The sequence below is a fragment of the Pseudoalteromonas sp. T1lg22 genome, from assembly GCF_002964645.1.
Classification (GTDB): domain Bacteria; phylum Pseudomonadota; class Gammaproteobacteria; order Enterobacterales; family Alteromonadaceae; genus Pseudoalteromonas.
Genome location: NZ_PQBY01000023.1, coordinates 93,600 through 111,767 on the forward strand (window position 1 = coordinate 93,600; position 18,168 = coordinate 111,767).

The 18,168-nt window shown below is 49.2% G+C and carries 16 protein-coding genes, 1 other RNA gene and 1 pseudogene; 8 read left to right on the forward strand and 10 right to left on the reverse strand.

Annotated elements, in window-relative coordinates; genetic code table 11:
* Positions 1-885: 885 nt before the first annotated feature.
* The 4 genes and pseudogenes from ruvB to aspS form a co-directional block, all read right to left on the reverse strand.
* The gene (ruvB, locus tag C2M24_RS13400; RefSeq protein WP_105200496.1) at positions 886-1,890 is read right to left on the reverse strand and encodes a Holliday junction branch migration DNA helicase RuvB; all 1,005 of its coding nucleotides are present in this window, start codon (positions 1,888-1,890) and stop codon (positions 886-888) included.
* Between the two features lie 13 nt (positions 1,891-1,903).
* Entirely contained in the window at positions 1,904-2,524 is a 621-nt protein-coding gene (ruvA, locus tag C2M24_RS13405; RefSeq protein WP_105215488.1) for a Holliday junction branch migration protein RuvA, read from the reverse strand.
* A 2-nt stretch (positions 2,525-2,526) separates the two neighbouring features.
* A complete protein-coding gene (ruvC, locus tag C2M24_RS13410; RefSeq protein ID WP_105200498.1) occupies positions 2,527-3,048 on the reverse strand; it encodes a crossover junction endodeoxyribonuclease RuvC in 522 nt (173 codons plus the stop codon).
* A 129-nt stretch (positions 3,049-3,177) separates the two neighbouring features.
* A pseudogene (aspS, locus tag C2M24_RS13415) lies at positions 3,178-4,964 on the reverse strand (aspartate--tRNA ligase).
* A gap of 193 nt (positions 4,965-5,157) precedes the next feature.
* Here aspS and C2M24_RS13420 point away from each other — a divergent pair.
* Positions 5,158-6,015 carry a DUF72 domain-containing protein gene (locus C2M24_RS13420; RefSeq protein WP_105215490.1) on the forward strand — a complete coding sequence of 286 codons (858 nt, stop codon included), beginning with the start codon at positions 5,158-5,160 and terminating at the stop codon, positions 6,013-6,015.
* A gap of 18 nt (positions 6,016-6,033) precedes the next feature.
* On the opposite strand, the gene C2M24_RS13425 is transcribed toward C2M24_RS13420, so the two are convergent.
* Entirely contained in the window at positions 6,034-6,717 is a 684-nt protein-coding gene (locus tag C2M24_RS13425; protein ID WP_105215492.1) for a DUF3334 family protein, read from the reverse strand.
* Between the two features lie 227 nt (positions 6,718-6,944).
* On the opposite strand from C2M24_RS13425, the gene cmoA reads away from it, so the two are divergent.
* The 5 genes from cmoA to C2M24_RS13450 all read left to right on the forward strand — a co-directional run bounded on the left by cmoA (position 6,945) and on the right by C2M24_RS13450 (position 11,473).
* A complete protein-coding gene (gene cmoA / locus C2M24_RS13430) occupies positions 6,945-7,670 on the forward strand; it encodes a carboxy-S-adenosyl-L-methionine synthase CmoA (RefSeq protein WP_105215494.1) in 726 nt (241 codons plus the stop codon).
* 11 nt (positions 7,671-7,681) lie between these two features.
* Positions 7,682-8,650 (forward strand): tRNA 5-methoxyuridine(34)/uridine 5-oxyacetic acid(34) synthase CmoB, encoded by a 969-nt coding sequence (gene cmoB / locus C2M24_RS13435; protein ID WP_105215496.1) that lies wholly within the window; start codon positions 7,682-7,684, stop codon positions 8,648-8,650.
* 366 nt (positions 8,651-9,016) lie between these two features.
* Positions 9,017-10,069, forward strand: a complete 1,053-nt coding sequence (purM, locus tag C2M24_RS13440; protein ID WP_105215498.1) for a phosphoribosylformylglycinamidine cyclo-ligase — start codon at positions 9,017-9,019, stop codon at positions 10,067-10,069.
* Positions 10,069-10,740, forward strand: coding sequence for a phosphoribosylglycinamide formyltransferase (gene purN, locus C2M24_RS13445; RefSeq protein ID WP_105215500.1), 672 nt, complete (start codon positions 10,069-10,071; stop codon positions 10,738-10,740). Before purM ends, purN begins: the two co-directional genes overlap by 1 nt.
* The gene (locus C2M24_RS13450) at positions 10,673-11,473 is read left to right on the forward strand and encodes a DUF3108 domain-containing protein (RefSeq protein WP_105215502.1); all 801 of its coding nucleotides are present in this window, start codon (positions 10,673-10,675) and stop codon (positions 11,471-11,473) included. Before purN ends, C2M24_RS13450 begins: the two co-directional genes overlap by 68 nt.
* 50 nt (positions 11,474-11,523) lie before the next feature.
* Here C2M24_RS13450 and C2M24_RS13455 read toward each other — a convergent pair whose 3' ends face one another.
* The 3 genes from C2M24_RS13455 to C2M24_RS13465 are packed head-to-tail and all read right to left on the reverse strand — an operon-like array spanning position 11,524 to position 13,500.
* Positions 11,524-12,138, reverse strand: coding sequence for a hypothetical protein (locus tag C2M24_RS13455; protein WP_105200506.1), 615 nt, complete (start codon positions 12,136-12,138; stop codon positions 11,524-11,526).
* Entirely contained in the window at positions 12,138-12,758 is a 621-nt protein-coding gene (locus C2M24_RS13460; protein ID WP_105190773.1) for an RNA polymerase sigma factor, read from the reverse strand. The genes C2M24_RS13455 and C2M24_RS13460 overlap by 1 nt, the downstream gene beginning before the upstream one ends.
* Before the next feature lie 58 nt (positions 12,759-12,816).
* Positions 12,817-13,500 (reverse strand): energy transducer TonB, encoded by a 684-nt coding sequence (locus tag C2M24_RS13465; RefSeq protein ID WP_105215504.1) that lies wholly within the window; start codon positions 13,498-13,500, stop codon positions 12,817-12,819.
* A gap of 981 nt (positions 13,501-14,481) precedes the next feature.
* Here C2M24_RS13465 and C2M24_RS13475 point away from each other — a divergent pair.
* Entirely contained in the window at positions 14,482-14,721 is a 240-nt protein-coding gene (locus tag C2M24_RS13475; protein WP_105200510.1) for an RNA recognition motif domain-containing protein, read from the forward strand.
* Between the two features lie 978 nt (positions 14,722-15,699).
* On the opposite strand, the gene ffs is transcribed toward C2M24_RS13475, so the two are convergent.
* An RNA gene (gene ffs, locus C2M24_RS13490) (signal recognition particle sRNA small type) lies at positions 15,700-15,796 on the reverse strand.
* A gap of 239 nt (positions 15,797-16,035) precedes the next feature.
* Positions 16,036-16,875, reverse strand: a complete 840-nt coding sequence (locus tag C2M24_RS13495) for a DUF3014 domain-containing protein (RefSeq protein ID WP_105215517.1) — start codon at positions 16,873-16,875, stop codon at positions 16,036-16,038.
* Between the two features lie 147 nt (positions 16,876-17,022).
* On the opposite strand from C2M24_RS13495, the gene C2M24_RS13500 reads away from it, so the two are divergent.
* On the forward strand, positions 17,023-18,162 hold the full coding sequence (locus C2M24_RS13500; protein WP_105215789.1) for a patatin-like phospholipase family protein: 1,140 nt from the start codon (positions 17,023-17,025) through the stop codon (positions 18,160-18,162).
* The last annotated feature ends 6 nt before the right edge of the window (positions 18,163-18,168 follow it).

Sequence of the window (18,168 nt, forward strand, 5' to 3'; positions counted from 1 at the left end):
ATACACAGATATCTTATTGGGCTCTTTTACATGCGAAAAAGTTCCAAAAAAACAGATTTTATGCGAATTATTCGCATAAGCTGTCATTTTGCCGAGGTATTACAAGTTAAAAAATAGTAATTCTAATAGAACAAAAAAAGCACAAAAATAATAATAGCCTTATATTTCAACATACAAAGCTAATAGCCTTACGTTTATTGCGCAAAATATCATCATGAAGATTTTATTCGGTATTAGTTTTTTTTATCCGAAAAAAATAATTTTTCTAGTTTGAAGAAAATCTGCTACCGCTTTATTATTCTTCCTGTACTGAGCTAGCGCAACCAACTATGGCTCTATTGCACAGTTCATGAGGTGGTTTCTGATTCCCCACCTCACACCATCGGCTGTTTCATCCTACTATTGAGCAGCTGGTGTGTTCCTCGGATTTACTTCCTTCAACTTGTTGTTTTGCCCGCTTTATTAGCGGGCTTTTTTTTGCCTGAATCAAGCTCAGTCACAGACCCTAATCGGTGCAGCCTTAATCCGCTGTGAATCGGCAGTCGTATAATACCAATTCACTTAAATAGCTAATCATTCTAGCGGGCTAAATATCATGCTACCCGCGTTGGAATTTTTCTATGTAGAATAACTACATAAGAAAAATTCCGCCTTGTTATCACATCATTTATCCGGCGCTATAACTGATCACATACTTAACAGAATTGGTATGACATCAATTAGCTGTCTGTTGTCGGCCGCAGCTTAGCGTCAACAAGGTGCCAACAGTACACTTTTGTCGGGATGAATCCCGACCTACAGAGGTATTCCGGGCATAAAAAAGCCGAGCTTATGGCTCGGCTGATTAGTGCTGGACTAATAAAATGCGATTTTACACACCCAGACTTAGGTCGCCTTATGCAGACCAAAGTGAGCATAGGCATGGTCGGAGACAATGCGTCCTCTTGGTGTACGTTGAATAAAGCCTTGTTGGATCAGATAAGGCTCAATGACATCTTCAATGGTTTCTTTTTCTTCGCCTATGGCGGCGGCGAGGTTGTCCAAACCAACCGGCCCACCCATAAACTTCTCGATGATCGCCAGTAAATACTTGCGATCCATGTAATCAAAACCGCTTTTATCGACATCCACCATGTCCAGAGCCTGGGCGGCAATATCGGCGCACACGCTGCCATCGCCTTTCACCTCGGCAAAGTCACGAACGCGGCGCAACAAGCGGTTGGCAATACGCGGCGTGCCCCGCGAGCGTTTAGCGACTTCATAGGCACCCTGCTCGTCTATGCTCAAACCAAGATGAGTTGCAGAGCGCTTAACTATGGATGCCAGATCATCGACATTATAAAACTCCAGGCGCTGGACAATACCGAAACGGTCGCGCAGCGGTGAGGTTAAAGAGCCGGCCCGAGTCGTTGCACCGATAAGGGTAAAGGGCGGTAAATCTAACTTGATTGAGCGCGCTGCCGGACCCTCGCCTATCATGATATCGAGTTGATAGTCTTCCATGGCCGGGTAGAGAATTTCTTCCACATGCGGGCTCATGCGATGAATTTCATCGATAAAGAGCACATCATGGGCTTCTAAATTGGTTAGCAAGGCCGCCAAATCGCCGGCCTTTTCTAATACCGGGCCTGAAGTGGTTTTAATACTCACCTCCAGTTCATTGGCGACTATGTTCGCCAAGGTGGTTTTACCCAAGCCCGGCGGACCGAAGATAAGCAGGTGATCCAAGGCCTCACTGCGAGAGCGTGCCGCCTCGATAAAGATATCCATTTGCTGTTTTACATGAGGCTGACCATGATAGTCCGCCAGCAGCTTAGGTCGTATGGCCCTATCGACCACGTCTTCATTGCCCTGCTGCTGGGGCTCAATTAGTCTATCCGCTTCTATCATTCACTTATCTCTGTTACAGCATCGCCCTAAGCGCTTGCTTGATCATTTGCTCCGAGGTCATGGCCTCCTGGGCAACGGCTTTCACCGCTTTTGTTGCCTGACTATTCTTATAACCCAAGGCTTCGAGGGCAGCAATAGCATCGTCTGTGGCATTGGCGGCTACTAAGGTATCACCACCTGCACCGCTAAGGGGCGCCGCATCCGTATATGGCGTGAATAAATCCGGCCCCCAGTCTTTGAGTCTGTCTTTCATTTCCAGCACCAGACGCTCGGCGGTTTTCTTGCCCACCCCGGGAAGCTTCACTAAGGTGCTGGCATCGCCATGATGGACACAGCGGATAAACTGCTCCGCCGACATGCCAGAGAGAATGCCGAGGCCAAGTTTAGGACCCACACCATTGGCTTTTAGCAGCTCTCGAAACAGAGCGCGTTCGCTTTTGGTGTTAAAACCGAATAGAAGCTGGGCATCTTCACGCACCACAAAATGAGTAAACAGGGTGACGTCTTCGCCGCACTCCGGCAAGGCGTAGAAACAGCTCATGGGCAAGCTGATTTCATAGCCGACACCGGCCACATCCACCAGCACTTCTGGAGGCTGTTTTTCGACTAATTGTCCGCGAATTCTTCCTATCATATTCACCTCAAACGACCACGCACGGTTTTGCGCGCTTGGCCGGCTAATTTAATCAGGTTTTGTTGTGAGTGACCATGACACATGGCAATGGCCAAGGCATCGGCGGCATCCGCCTGGGGCGTCGCCGGCAGCTTTAAAATATGCTTAACCATATGTTGAACTTGTGCTTTTTCTGCCGAGCCCTTACCCACCACGGCCTGTTTTACCTGGCGCGCGGAATACTCATGTACGCCCAGCTCTGCCATGGTGGCGGCAACGATAGCGGCACCGCGAGCCTGACCCAGCTTGAGTGCCGAGTCCGGGTTATGGGCCATAAAGACCTGCTCAATGGCAAAGGCGTCGGGGTTAAACTGTTCGATCAACTGGGTGACACCTTGGTAGATCATTTTTAAGCGCGTTGGAAACGCGTTCTCACCAAGCTTAATACAGCCGCTGCCCAGATAGACAAAGCGCTGTCCTTGTTGGCGCACCACGCCGTAACCGGTGAATCGCGAGCCAGGGTCAATCCCCAAAATAATACTCACCCAGAAACCTTATTCTTGTTATTGCACCAAACAATGGTAACTGTATGGATGACCAGTGTAAAGGCGAGGCACAAGAAAAAAGCGGCCTAAGCCGCTTTTAAGATTGAACTCTGTGTCTGAGCGAGCGGATTACTCACCCTGCTCCGCTGTCGCACTTGCTTTAGGTGCAATGGCGATACCCAGCTCTTTAAGCGCATCCGGGTTGGCACCGCTTGGCGCATCCGTCATCAAGCATGAAGCCTGAGTAGTTTTCGGGAAGGCGATTACGTCACGAATGTTGTCCGTGCCACATAGCAGCATTACCAGACGGTCAAGACCAAAGGCCAGACCCGCATGTGGAGGCGTACCGTACTTCAAGGCATCCAGTAAGAAGCCGAACTTCTCTTGTTGCTCCTGCTCTTCAATACCCAAGATGCGGAAAGCGGTTTCTTGCATGGCGCTGTTGTGAATACGTACCGAGCCACCACCGACTTCGTAGCCGTTTAAGACCATGTCATAGGCATCGGATAAGGTGCCCGCCGGGTTGGCTTCCAGCTCTTCTGGGCTTACGCCTTTTGGTGCCGTGAACGGGTGGTGTACCGCGTGCAGGTTACCTTCGTCGTCTTCTTCAAACATTGGGAAGTCAACAACCCAAAGCGGTGCCCACTTGCTTAAATCTGTTAGCTCAAGGTCTAAACCGATTTTCAAGCGTAGTGCACCCATGGCTTCGTTAACCACGTTGCGGCTGTCGGCACCAAATAGAATGATGTCGCCAGATTGCGCATTGGTGCGCTCAAGCAAGGCAGAGATCACTTCTTCACTTAGGAATTTAGCGATAGGTGATTGCACGCCTTCAACACCGGCGTCGCGGTCGTTAACCTTCATCCAGGCCAGACCTTTTGCACCATAGATGCCGATAAACTTAGTGTAATCATCGATTTGTTTGCGTGATAACTCAGCACCGCCTGGTACGGTAAGTACAGCTACACGGCCTTTTTCATCGTTGGCCGGGCCTGAGAATACTTTAAACTCAACGTCTTTCACTAAGTCGGCAACGTCGATAAGTTCCATCGGGTTACGTAAGTCCGGCTTATCCGAACCGAAGCGACGCATGGCTTCTTCGTGACCCATCACAGGGAATTCGCCAAGATCAACGTTCAGTAGCTCTTGCCACATATCACGAATTAGTTTTTCGGTGATGGCACGAACCTGATCTGACGTCATAAACGAGGTTTCGATATCGATCTGGGTGAATTCAGGCTGACGGTCTGCACGTAAGTCTTCATCACGGAAACATTTTACGATTTGATAATAACGGTCGAAACCAGACATCATCAGCAACTGTTTAAATAACTGCGGCGACTGTGGCAAGGCGTAGAAGCTGCCGTGGTGTACGCGGCTAGGTACCAAGTAGTCACGAGCACCCTCTGGTGTCGCCTTGGTCAATACCGGAGTTTCGATATCAAGGAAGTCGTTGCTGTCTAAGAAACGACGTACAAAGCTTGAAGCCTTGGCGCGCAGTTTAATGCGATCGCTCATCTCAAGACGACGCAGGTCAAGATAACGGTATTTAAGACGACGCTCTTCCGAGTTTTGCTGGTTAAAGTCCAGCGGTAGCGCTTCGGCACGGTTGATGATTTCAAGCGCGGTGCAAGAATTTCAACTTCACCTGTGGCCATATCTTTATTTACTTGGCTTTCGGGGCGAGCACGCACCACACCTTTGATCTGGACACAGAATTCTTGACGAAGTTTGTTGGCAATATCCATTAACCCTTCTACTTCAGGGTCAAACACCACCTGCACCAGGCCTTCGCGGTCACGCACATCGACAAAGATCAAACCGCCTAGATCACGGCGTTTGTTGATCCAACCACAAAGAGTAACCTCTTGGTCGACATGGCTTTTATTCAAGTGTCCGCAATATATAGAGCGCATAATATTCCTGTTTTAATTGTAAGCGCGTGAGCTAAATGCACGCAGTGGCCAAATAAATTGCGTCAATTATATAAAAACGGCGGTCAATGTCACGAAGCAAACTACGGCTTGGCTATTTATTCACCACCTTGAAGACCCAAGCTATGGTAGCATTTGCGTATCAGAGCAAATAAAGACAAGAGCAAAAGCACAGATGTTGTATTTGGGTTGCCCACAATGGGCCAATAACGCCTGGAAAGGCAGTCTTTTTACTTCCGACTGTCAAAACGCCCAGATGCTGGCACAATATGCCCAGGTGTTTAACTCGGTGGAAGGGAACACCACCTTTTATGCCGATCCCAAGACTGAGACAGTACAGCGCTGGCATGAGGCCACCGGCGATGACTTTCGCTTTACCTTTAAGTTTCCCAAGCGTTTTAGCCACGACCTGGCGCTGCAATGTGATAAACAGGCGGTACATACCTGGTTGAAGTTAATGTCGCCCTTGCTGGAAAAAACCGGCTCCCTGATGTTGCAACTGCCCGCCAGTTTTGCCCCCATGCACCTGAGTCGCTTACAACACTTTATGGCGCAGATACCCGCGGACATCGGCCGCAGCATAGAAGTCAGGCATCCTGAATTTTTCACCAAAGGGGATGGCGAGAAACAGCTTAATCGCTATTGTTTTGAACAGGGTATAGATCGTGTGTGCATGGATACCCGGGCGCTGTTTGCCGCCAAGCCTTATAACGACGCCATTATTGATGCCCAGCAAAAGAAGCCCCACCTCCCCGTGCATGCTATTGCTTTGGGCCAGCGTCCTATCGTGCGTTTTGTTATAGCCGCCATGGGGGATGAATATCAAAGCTACTATCAACCCTGGCTCAAAAAGATTAAGCAATGGCTGGATGAAGGCCGTGAGCCCTATGTGTTTTTGCACACAGCCGACAATCATGGCGCACCCTTATTAGCACGACAGTTTGCTCAAGATTTAAAAGCCCACTGCGGTTATCATCATAGAGCTATCGACCCCTTTGCCGGCGAATACAAGCAGCAAAGCAGTTTCTTTTAGTCCCCCCGAGGCTCACCACTATAAACCGAGGTTTTCCATAAAGTCGTCGTCGATATCCTGATCGACCTCTTGCTGTTGTTTCACCTTGGTCTGTTGCTCGGCACGGGTATTGGCGATGATCTCATCCGGGTCTACCGCTTCATTGATATCAAAATCACGCAGCTTAAAAAACTTGGTTTTTTCCATCGCCATTTCAAGATAGAAGATATGCTGACTTTGCGTGGTAAAGGTGACCCGTCGCGCCTGCGGTCTGTCTGAGGTAGTATCGACGGAGATCTGCACCTGCTTATTAATAGCCATCATTTTCGGCTGGTTTTGGCTGATAGAAGTATGCAGTAGTTCACGCACTTTTTTGCTAAAGTCGCCGACAATCTGATTCATCAATTCACCGAGCACATTGGCCACATCATCGGATAAATGGCTTTTTGCCAGCTCACTCTGTGGCATGCCCATGTTGCGCAGGTAATTGCCGTAAATTTCCAGCGCCGCCCCAGCGCTGAAGTTGGTCACCACTAAGGCGCTAAAACCGCCGTCAAACAGCACAAAACAGCCTAGGTCCGGGCGCATACAAGTGTGCGATATTTTCTGCACCATGGCGGAATAACCTATGCTATTGCCACTGGCGGACGATAAGACCTGAGTGACCGAATGACACAAGGTAGCGAGGATATCATCGGTGCTAATTACTTTGCTTTTGCTCATGCACAGTCTCACTTGCTGCTGTTAATGGCGCATTGCCGCGACTAACATATTGAATTAACGGCAAATAGGCTTGGTTTATTCGCGCTTTTTTATCATTGTTCCTGCTCTTATATCCCCTTGGCCAGCACACAGGGTTAATGCCCGTACATAATCGCCGACTAAAGCTGCCCACAAACAGCACAAAAATGATAAAATAACGTCATCGTTTCTAGCTAGAGCTTAGCAAAGTGTCAGCCAAAGACAGTATTTACGCCTCTGAACAACAAGTAAAAGACTTCACTTTTGACGCCAAGGTAGTGGAAGTATTCCCCGATATGATCGAGCGCTCGGTCCCCGGGTACGCCACCATAGTCAGCACCCTGGGCAAACTTGCCGGTAAGTACGCGCAAAACAACAGTAACCTCTATGACTTAGGTTGCTCCTTGGGCGCCGTGACCCTGAGCATGCGCCGCAACCTGAACCAAACCGGCTGTGAGATCATTGCCATCGACAATTCCGAAGCCATGGTTGAACGTTGCCGTTTACACCTTGAAGGCTTTCGCTCCACGGTACCGGTCAAGGTTGAGTTGGGCGATATCTTAGACGCCAAATTAGAAAATGCTTCTGTAGTGGCAATGAACTTCACCTTACAGTTTATCGAGCCGGAAAAACGCCAGGCGCTATTAAGCCGTATCTACAACGCCCTTAAGCCCGGCGGCGTTTTACTGTTGAGCGAAAAGCTGCGTGGTGAAAATCAAATCGTCGACGACCTGTTGATCGATCTGCACCACGACTTTAAGCGCGCCAACGGCTATTCCGAGTTGGAGATCAGCCAAAAGCGTACCGCCATCGAGAATGTGATGCGCACCGACACCCTGAGCACACACCTCACCCGCCTTAATGAGATTGGCTTCAGCCAAACCCAGGTGTGGTATCAATGCTTCAACTTTTGCTCCATGGTCGCAATTAAATAAACGGAACAACTATGAATCAGTGGTTTAACGAATTTTATCGCCATATTGCCTGCACCGAGCTCAGCCATTGGCTCAATACCTTGCCGGCGCAACTACAACACTGGCAAGACGAAGCCCGCCATGGCGATATGCCGAAATGGCAAAAAGTACTCAATAACCTGCCTGAATTGAACGCCTCAGAAGTGAATATTCAAACTCAGGTGCAAGTAGGTACCAGCGAGGATATTAACGAAGGCCAGCGCAAGCAGCTTATCCATTTATTGCAGCGGTTTATGCCCTGGCGTAAAGGTCCCTTCTCTTTGTTCGGCATTGATATTGATACCGAATGGCGCAGCGACTGGAAATGGGATCGAGTTTTACCTCATATCAGCCCTCTGCATGGGCGCAAGGTGCTGGATATCGGCTGTGGCTCGGGTTATCACCTATGGCGTATGCGCGGCGAAGGTGCCGAGCTGGTAGTCGGCATTGACCCAAGCGATCTATTTCTGTGTCAGTTCCAAACCATTAAGCACTATAACCCAGACCCAGCGGTACACCTGCTGCCGTTAGGGGTGGAACAACTGCCGGAACTCAAAGCCTTTGATACCGTGTTTTCCATGGGCGTGCTGTATCACCGCCGTTCGCCCATCGACTTCCTGGCCCAGTTGCGCGCTCAGTTGCGCAAAGGCGGCGAACTGGTGCTGGAAACCCTGGTTATCGAGGGCGATATCAATACAGTTCTGGTACCCGAGGACAGATACGCGAAAATGCGTAATGTCTGGTATATCCCCAGCACAGAAGCCCTGATGCTGTGGATGCGCCGTGTTGGCTTTAAGGATATTCGCGTCGTCGACACCGACCAAACCTCGCTCGACGAGCAGCGCCGCACCGAATGGATGGAAAATGAATCCCTGGCCGATTTTCTGGACCCCAATGATCCGAACAAGACCATTGAGGGCTATCCGGCACCATTAAGAGCCGTTATTGTGGCCACTGCATAAACAAGGACAAAGGTCCTCCTTTTCCTAGCTAAGCCGCGGCATTTGCTGTAAAATGCCCGGCGTTTAGAGGGCCTGTTTATCTTTGTGGTTTACTTTATGTTCAATCTAAACGCATTCTGATCACGACGCTCGTTATGCTGCATAGTCATTCTCTGTTCATGGCGAGCAACACAGAGCAGGAGGCGTTTAGATGAACCCACAGGGCAGCGTTTGTAGCGCATTTCTACTGTGTTGTTACATGTTTATGTAGAATAACTACACCACACATGTGACGCCTTGTACAAATCTGCTACAAACTGCTGCAGAAACAAACAACAAAGGTCAACAGACCCTGATCACCCCTAAATTAAATTTTGAGGAAACCCTGTGAGCGAACAAAAACAGTCTCTTAGCTACAAAGATGCCGGCGTTGATATCGATGCGGGTAACGCCCTAGTAGAACGCATTAAAGGCGTTGTGAAAAAGACCAAACGTCCTGAAGTGATGGGCGGCATCGGCGGCTTTGGTGCGCTATGTCAGCTACCGACTGGCTACAAAGAGCCTGTTTTAGTTGCCGGTACCGATGGTGTGGGCACTAAATTGCGTCTTGCAATCGACCTTAAAAAGCACGACACAGTAGGCATCGACCTGGTTGCCATGTGTGTTAACGACCTTATCGTTCAAGGTGCCGAGCCACTATTTTTCCTTGATTACTATGCCACCGGCAAACTAGACGTAGACACGGCTGCCGACGTAGTAACCGGTATCGGCGCGGGTTGTGAGCTTTCTGGTTGTGCCCTTATCGGTGGTGAAACCGCTGAAATGCCTGGCATGTACGAAGGCGACGACTACGACATGGCTGGTTTCTGTGTGGGTGTGGTAGAAAAAGAAGGCATTATCGACGGCACTAAGGTTGCTGCCGGTGATCAGCTTATCGCTCTTGCCTCTAGCGGCCCTCACTCAAATGGTTACTCATTGATCCGTAAGGTTCTTGAAGTATCTGGCGCCGACACCAACAGCGAATTTGAAGGCAAGACTCTAGGTGAGCATCTGCTTGAACCAACACGCATCTATGTTAAGCCGGTACTAGAGCTACTTAAGCAAGTAGACGTACACGCGCTTTCACACATCACCGGCGGCGGCTTCTGGGAAAACATCCCACGCGTATTGCCTGAGTCGGCTAAAGCCGTGATCAAGGGTGACAGCTGGCAGTGGCCTGCGGTATTCAACTGGCTACAAGAAAACGGCAACATCGAAACCCACGAAATGTACCGCACCTTTAACTGTGGTGTAGGCATGGTGCTTGTGGTTCCTGCCGACAAGCTAGAGCAAAGCCTGAGCATCCTTAAAGATGCCGGCGAAAACGCTTGGCACATTGGTGAAATCCAAGACGCTGTTGCCGGCGAAGAGCAAGTTGAAATCACCGGTGGTGCGCAATAATGACACCAGGCCAGGTACCTGCTCGACTCGTAGTACTTATTTCGGGCAGTGGATCTAACCTTCAGGCCATCATTGATGCGGTTACAGCGGGTACCCTCCCCGCTGAAATCTGCGCGGTGATCTCTAATAAGGCCGATGCTTTCGGCCTTGAGCGCGCCAAAAATGCTGGCATCGAAACAAAAGTGTTAGACCACAAGGCGTTTGCCTCGCGCGAAGAATATGACGTGGCTCTGGGTGAGCTGATTGAGAGTTTTTCACCTGACTGTGTTGTATTAGCTGGATTTATGCGTATTCTAACAGCAGGCTTAGTGCAAAAGTTTAAAGGGAAAATGTTGAACATTCACCCTTCCTTGTTGCCTAAGTACCAAGGGCTGAATACCCACCAGCGTGCTTTAGATGCAAACGATAAAGTGCATGGCGTTAGCGTTCACTTTGTGACTGAAGAGCTCGACGGCGGACCTGTGATAGTTCAGGCACAGGTGGCCATCGAAAGCGATGACACAGCACAGAGCTTAGCGCAAAAAGTGCATGCACAAGAACATATTATCTATCCGTTGGTGGTTAAGTGGTTCAGCGAACAACGACTGAAAATGGAAGATAACTATGCAGTGCTCGATAACAACACCCTTCCAAGCCAAGGCGCCGACCTCAGCGCGTACTTGGACAGCTAAATTATTGATTGCCGCAGTCCTTGGCTGCGGTGTCAATCTTGCTCACGCCGAGCAGCAAGACGCAGATCCTGCACCGACCATCGCCTTAAACGAATACAGCGCCGAGTATATAGTGACCCGTCAGGGTGAACGCCATGGTGCCGCACAGCGCAGCCTGACCCGCGTCGACAATGACCTCTACCAATTAAGCTACCGCAGCGAGATTGAGTGGATGATCTTCTCCGACGAGCGCCAGGAAAGCAGTCGCTTTAAGTATGTCGACGGCGCCGTATTGCCCATAGACTATATACTTAAGCGCTCAGGTACCGGCCCGGATAAGACCTATAAGATCAGTTTTGATCACCAGCAACAGCAGGTGTTCAGCAACCAGTCCAAATACCCGCTTGAGTGCACCTGGCAACAAAACTTCCAAGACGTGCTTTCTTACCAGATCTCATTGCGTCAGGCGCTAAGCAAGGGGGAAACCAAGTTTACCTACCCCATAGTGGATAAAAAGGGTAACAACCGCGAATATCAATTCGAGGTGATTGGCAACGAAACCATTACCCTGCCCATAGGCAATTTGGAAACCATCAAGGTTAAACGTGTGTACGACAATGATAAGCGCCAAGCCATCGCCTGGTTTGCTCCTAGCCTAGATCATATGATGGTACGCATGTACAAGGGCAAAGACGGCGTTGAACAGTTCCAGGTGGAATTGGCCAAATACACGCCGGGCACCGCAACCCACTAATCTTAGAACACACAACCAGGCGCTACATTTAGCGCCTGACCTCTCTTAGCTCAGCACTGCTGATACTTGCCCGCTCCCTGTATTGCCACCAGCTGACCGTTACTGTCAAAAGACAAGGCCAACAGAGCGCCAGACTGCAGTTGCGCCGCCGGGTGCCCTACCCGCTTCAACAGTTCCGAGCTCAAGGCGATCAACACCTGTTGCCGGCAATCGGCCAACAACCAATCGCCCTTATTTTGCACTAAACGCACTAAACGAACCGGCTCCTGCTCTTGGTCAAGCGCATAGGCCTGGTGTTGCACCCGCAGCTGACTGGCCAGCTGCAGCTCGGCCTGCTCTATGCTGCCCAGTTGCGCCGGTACCGTGTCGCTGATACGCATGCGTTGCTCGCCATCGGCGATATCAAAGATTTCCATGCGCGTATAACTCTCAACGCTATACAGGGGGGCATGCTCTTGCTTTGCCGCCTGCCAGGTTACCGACACTAAGGTAAATAAGGCCACACAGGCCATCAGCCACTGACCCTGATGCCACCAGCTACGACGATTACGGGGGCTCGAATTGAGGGCCGACAACAAGGCTTTTTTCTCCTGTGCCTGCAGGCCACTTTGTTGTTTTTGCTGTTGCTGCCATTGGGCCAGTTTGTCTGATCCGCGGTTTGCCATTACTGTGCTCCTTTGACCATGGTGGCGGCGATTTTTGCGCGTGCATAGCGCAATCGGGTTTTTACACTCTCTTGGGCGCTGGCGGTGATCTGGGCAATTTCCTGCAAACTAAAACCCTCGAGTTGCAAGGTTAAGGCCTCGCGTTGTAAGTGCGGCAAGTCTGCTATCGCCGCTGTTAATTGCTGCTCGGTGGCGGCCATGATCAGTCCCTCTATATGCTGGGCGTCGAGGTGCAAATTAGGCTCCTGCAGACATTCTTCTACCGGTAGATGACGCTTTTGCCTGCGGGCATAATCAATCACCTGATTGCGGGCCAGGCTAAATAACCAGGCCTTAAAGCTGCCCTGCTGTTGCGGACTAAAGCGTTGTGGCTGGGCCAACCAGCGCAACCACACCTCATGCAATAAATCGAGCGCCAATTGCCGCCGCGTATGGCTATCCTCACTTAAGGACACTAACTGGGCCTGCAAAAAATACAGCACATCGTCGCTTAGCCTGAGCACCAAGACATCCCGTGCCTTGGCGCTGTCGGCGGCCAGTTGCGCCAACTGCTCATCACTATAGTGGCTATAGTTTGGCGACAGGGGCGCAAATATCCGTGTGGCAACCGCTTTTAGCATCTTCACTCCTTAAATCGGCGACACCCTAAGCTCAAATCCAGGGTGGCGCCCTAGGCGACTAATTTTGCAAGTTAAAGTCTAATCTTACCTGTTGATTGGGCTGGCTCCTAGCCACACCCTCCACAACCTTAGGGCTAAACTTCCATTTACTCAGCGCCTTAAGGGCCTCACGATCAAAAATCCGCTTGGGCTCGGCGCTAATTACCTTAGCATTGATAACCTGACCGGATGGGGAAATATCATAGCTAAGTATGACATAACCTTCGATCCCCTCACGGGCGGCGGTCGCTGGATATTGCGGCGGTACCCGCACCAAGGGCATGGCGGTATCGCGAGACATGGATGAAAACTCCCCCAAGTCCGACATCTCGGTGCCCACATCCGGCAATGTCGGCGCTAACGTCAGCACCTCACCACCTGGGTCGGCAACCAGGCTTGGTCTTGATTCTGGCCTTGGCTCAACCTTAGGTGGCACCGGCTTGGCTTTTTTGAGCACCTCGGTGTGCTTTGGCGGCTCCATGATTTCCACAATGACATCGTCAAACACCTCAACGGGCGCACGTTGCTCTGCGGTCAACAGCGACACCATAAAGCTAAAGGTCGCCAAAGTGATTGCCGCAGCGGCTAACGCAAAGGCAACCGCCTTAAAACCTGGTGAAATCAGATTATGGCTGGGCTCAAAACCCGGTTTGTATGTGCCACTCTGGTGAGCGCCATAAGTAATATTCAATGTATTTTCCATGCAATTTCCCCTTAAAAACTGACACCCTGACAAGTAAGGTGCTTACTAAGAAAACGCATGGGGGTATAAAAAGGGGTGAAAATATTTTTAAGATTTTTGCATAGAGCTTGCTTTAGCCCAACTAAGGTTGGCCGTAAACAGGGGTCACAAAGCAATTCGTATTGATAGAAGCGTTGAAATTAACACAACAAGGAATTATCCAACGAAGGCATACACAACAACAAACACCATAATTGACCAAAATATAATCTCCTGGAGTTTGTAAGCCATTTTATCCTTGTTGAGTAGAGGCAACACCCATACCAAGGAATAGCCAGTAAACCCACCCACCAGCAAAGGCAATATAATAAGTATATCCAGCAATAAAGGGTCACACGTTGGAAAGAAATCGAGTATAAAAACTGGAGAAATGACACTAAGCGAAAAAATAAAATAGATAAGTGAGTGGGTACCAATGGAAGTATTACATTGAGGGCAACGTAACTTCCTAGGCTTACTTAGTACATCCCAATACTTAATTTCTGTGTAATCACACTCTGGACATTTCATATCCTTTTTCGCGCCCCCATTATTTATTGGTTTTTACTAAAGGTGTTTGTAATTAATCTTAGACCTTATTCGAGTAGGGTTCGGTTGTTTGAAGTGAAAGTTGTCATAAAGCCCATGCCAATTTCAGGCACTTCAGAGGTATTAGTGAAGTAAAAGATGACAAAAACTTTCCCCTGTCCCAATAATGACCTTCGGATGACTCTTTTGTGCCAAAAGCGGACGGTGAGAACGCCGCGTTAAGTAGTGAGCAACGCTACCACCTAACCCATTGCACCGTAAACACAAAACTCAAATTGGACTAAAATGCCACGCGTTGCGAATCTGCCTTAAACGTTTTGTTAGGTACAATTTTTTCAAGGTAAGTTATCAATAACTTGGTTTGTTAACCGTTACCTGCCACACTTAGCTCGCATTTTATATTAGGCAACCACCATGAAACTTTTAGTTCGCAATTTAGAGCGTAAAACATCGGAACATGACATTCGTATTCTATTTTCCACTTTCGGCACTGTAACTGAGTGCAATCTAGTTTTAGACCAAGAAACTGGTCAATCAAAAGGCTTCGCGTTTGTTGAAATGCCTGACGAAAGCGAAGCAAAAACAGCCATTGAAAAATTACACCTTTCAACGGTAGCTAAGACCAAAATCAGAGTTAAATTAGCTCAAAACTAATAACAATAAGAGCCAGTAAACCTTAGATATTGCTGGCTCGATTTCAAACTTTTCGTATTGTACCTAACGCAAAGCTTTGGGGCGGCTGAAGCGCAGCGTAAGCCGTCCCAGCCACGATAGTGGCAACAACAGCGCCTTGTTATGTGTTTTTACCATTATTTTTTTTTACTAATCGTTGATTTAGCTAACGTGACAATTGCGATTAACCCCAGACCCAATAGCACTGCTAGTAGAGTAAAACTAAACTCCTCCCGCGCTTTGAAGATCAGTATTAAGTACACAACTACTATGCAAGCCAAAAATATATTGCTGATTAAATCAACGTATTTTTTCAAAACAACTTTGTCCATAATGTTCAGCTTGAAACACATAACAATTTAATATCGAGCGATTGGGTCGTTTTTCTGCCGCAATCTGTCTCGCTTTTTTCCTATGACCATTGATAGCAAACTTAGGAAGTGCTTGCCAGCATTGAAGTTACGCTACGTTGCTATAAACGTGGACACGACAAAAACGACCCATTGGATCGTTTTCCTGACTATGGGAGAAACTCATCGATTATGGATATATAAACAGTAATTTATGTGGAAGGATGAAGGTCAGCTTTTCGCTCAAAGCCTCCCTTAGAGCATTTGCATTATCTCATTGAATGAATGGTACTAATTCAGGGGAAAGGTCACTTTCAATCCAAATATCTTCAAACTATCACTCATAAGCTAATATCCGAAATTCATCAATTCAGTTTTGAAGAGAGACAAAAGGAAAAGCTTCAGGAAAAAGTGCCCCTACAAAGTTATGGAGCAGTTGATTATTTACCCTGCCTTTTCGGCAGTTAAAATTAATATGGTCTGATTATTTACTTCTAGCCTGACTCCGGCCAATGCGGGATCGGATATCAGCTGCAAATTAATTTACATAGTAAGTGTAGAAAGAGAGTAGATTTCAGAAAGATTTCAAAGAAGAGGAATTGGGTGGTAGCCTTACCAGCCACATCTCGGCACACACATCACACGCTGTGGCTGCTCCCTTCCGGGCCTGACCAGGTTCACATGCTAGTGTTGCGAGAGGACCAATAAGGCCACCATAGTGGGCCTCTTTGGGCGCAGGAGGGATTATCCCGACTTTAACGGTGAGATTCAAGGGAAATCCGTGAATTGCCCAATAAATACAGGTTAACTGCCTAGTAAACAAACAGTTGGTTGTCTGTTAGGCACGAGTTTAGGCTATTGGGCCAGCCTGATGGCCAGCCCACCTCTGTGCTATTGTGCTATCGAGAATCGAAGGCAGTGCCACCGACTCTCTTATTACCGGCATTTAATCAAGCTGGGTGCGGAGCTCGCGTAACACCCCTTTCACCTTGGCCACGTTTTCCGGGCCCATGCGCAGTAATTGCTTTTGCGCCGGCGGCAGGTTTTCCCATTCTGAATAGGCGTACTTATAGGTAACCGAATCGCGCAACAACGGAATTTGTGTGGTCATCTCCGGCGTTGCCAGTACCAGGTCGATGGCCTGCACCAGGCGCTGCTCAAAGCTGGTACCCGGCTCACCTACTTCACCATAAGCTTCGACAAAAAGTGGCTCGAAGCGTTTATAAAGTGCCAAAAGCTGCTCACTATCCAGGGCGGTAAGAATGGCTACATAAGGGTCATAGCGTTTAAAACTTTGCGGGTCCATGGTCAGCACATCGCCTTCAACTACGCTGAACGGCTCTTGCAATTTAGTCACCGGCGAGTGATTGGTGGCAACGCGACCGGCGGCGAGGTTATTAACAAACACCACGGTGCGACGGATTAAATCATCATTAACCAATAGTTCGGCACTGCTGGCGGCCAAGGATTGCTCTACCCGCTCGCTGACCTCAGCATCGCTGTCATCCAGGCTGGGTAAGGGCTCTTCCATTACCGGCTCAGATTGAACGGGCTCGGGCTGAACAGGCTCGGGGGTTGGCTGCGGCTCTAACTCGGGTTCGGGCTCTTGCGGCTCAATAACCACCTCTTTAGGTTCGGCAATAGGCGCCGGTTGAGTAGGTTGCTCCTGCTGATTGCTTAAGGCGATAACCACCACAATCACCAGCACCACAACAACGATGGCGGCAAATAACAGGGTATTTCTGTTCGGTGTTTTCGTGTCTTGTTCGGGGGGCTGCTCTTTCATAGGTGCTCCGTTAACATAACCACGGTTTCAGCAAGGGCGATGGGGATCCGTGGCACTGCCAACATCAGCAACGCGCTTGCCTATACGTTTCTTTTTACTGAAGAATCTTTTACATTAAAGCTAGGTCTCCATTTAAGTGCAAATAATATGCGAAAGCAAACTAATTGCGGTCAAAAAGGCACTGCACTGTTTTTAAGTGGCGGTGGCGCTCGTGCGGCCTATCAGGTGGGAGTGCTTAAGGCCCTCACTCATAGCTTGCCACGCACCGCTCCGCTGCCGTTTCGTATTATCACCGGCACCTCCGCCGGGGCAATCAATTCCGTAGCACTGGGCTGCTGGGCGTCCTGCGCCCACCTGGCGAGCCGCAAACTTGATGCGGTATGGGGTCAATTTCATACCTCGGACGTCTATCGCAGTGACTTCGCCCATGTGTTTGGCCATATCCTTCGCAATGTCCTGACCAGCTTTCGCTCCGGACACGCTAACCATGCTCCGGGCAGCCTGCTTAATAACGCGCCACTGCGGCGCTTATTAGCCGAGGTGCTGCCGATGGAGCGCATCGACCGCAATATTCACCGCGGCATTATCGATGCCTTGGCGGTCACCGCCTCGAACTACAGCAGTGGCGATTCCATTACCTTTTTTCAAAGCCAAAGCGCCGAGCCCTGGCAAAGAGTAAGGCGTCAGGGTCAGAAAGCCCGCATCCATATGGAACACCTGATGGCGTCAAGCGCCATCCCTGTGATATTTCCCAGTGTTAAAATTCGACAGCAATACTATGGTGATGGTTCCATCCACCAAATGTCGCCGCTATCGAGTGCCATTCACCTCGGAGCCGAGCGCATTTTTGTTATCGGTGTTGAGGAGCCTAAAGATGAACACCGTAAATATGCGCCGCACTATCCAGGCATTTCCCATATCGCCGGTCATCTACTCGACAGTGTATTTGCCGATACCCTGCAGGCCGATCTGGAACGCGTTGATCGCATCAACCGCACCCTGAGCCTGCTAAAAGACCGTGAAGATCACAAAGAGCTCAAACATATCGACACCTTTGTTATTAATCCTTCACACAACTTTAATGCGCTGAGCAGCGAGTATTATGACGACCTGCCCCTCGCCATTCGCCTGTTACTGCGTGGCATAGGTGTAAAGCGCTACAGTGAGTCGAGCTTACCCAGCTACCTGTTGTTTGAAAAACGCTATACCCAGCAGTTAATTGACCTTGGCTATCAGGATGGACTAAATAAATTGCCCGAGTTACGCCACTTTTTGTGTTTAGATTAGTGCCAC

Excerpts from the sequence above, each read along its gene's own strand:
- cmoB (WP_105215496.1), top strand. The coding sequence starts at position 7,682 with ATGAATCAGTGGTTTAACGAATTTTATCGCCATATTGCCTGCACCGAG.
- C2M24_RS13420 (WP_105215490.1), top strand. The coding sequence starts at position 5,158 with ATGTTGTATTTGGGTTGCCCACAATGGGCCAATAACGCCTGGAAAGGC.
- C2M24_RS13465 (WP_105215504.1), bottom strand. The coding sequence starts at position 13,500 with ATGGAAAATACATTGAATATTACTTATGGCGCTCACCAGAGTGGCACA.
- C2M24_RS13455 (WP_105200506.1), bottom strand. The coding sequence starts at position 12,138 with ATGGCAAACCGCGGATCAGACAAACTGGCCCAATGGCAGCAACAGCAA.
- C2M24_RS13475 (WP_105200510.1), top strand. The coding sequence starts at position 14,482 with ATGAAACTTTTAGTTCGCAATTTAGAGCGTAAAACATCGGAACATGAC.
- ruvB (WP_105200496.1), bottom strand. The coding sequence starts at position 1,890 with ATGATAGAAGCGGATAGACTAATTGAGCCCCAGCAGCAGGGCAATGAA.
- C2M24_RS13425 (WP_105215492.1), bottom strand. The coding sequence starts at position 6,717 with ATGAGCAAAAGCAAAGTAATTAGCACCGATGATATCCTCGCTACCTTG.
- C2M24_RS13495 (WP_105215517.1), bottom strand. The coding sequence starts at position 16,875 with ATGAAAGAGCAGCCCCCCGAACAAGACACGAAAACACCGAACAGAAAT.
- ruvA (WP_105215488.1), bottom strand. The coding sequence starts at position 2,524 with ATGATAGGAAGAATTCGCGGACAATTAGTCGAAAAACAGCCTCCAGAA.
- C2M24_RS13500 (WP_105215789.1), top strand. The coding sequence starts at position 17,023 with ATGCGAAAGCAAACTAATTGCGGTCAAAAAGGCACTGCACTGTTTTTA.
- purN (WP_105215500.1), top strand. The coding sequence starts at position 10,069 with ATGACACCAGGCCAGGTACCTGCTCGACTCGTAGTACTTATTTCGGGC.
- C2M24_RS13450 (WP_105215502.1), top strand. The coding sequence starts at position 10,673 with ATGCAGTGCTCGATAACAACACCCTTCCAAGCCAAGGCGCCGACCTCA.
- C2M24_RS13460 (WP_105190773.1), bottom strand. The coding sequence starts at position 12,758 with ATGCTAAAAGCGGTTGCCACACGGATATTTGCGCCCCTGTCGCCAAAC.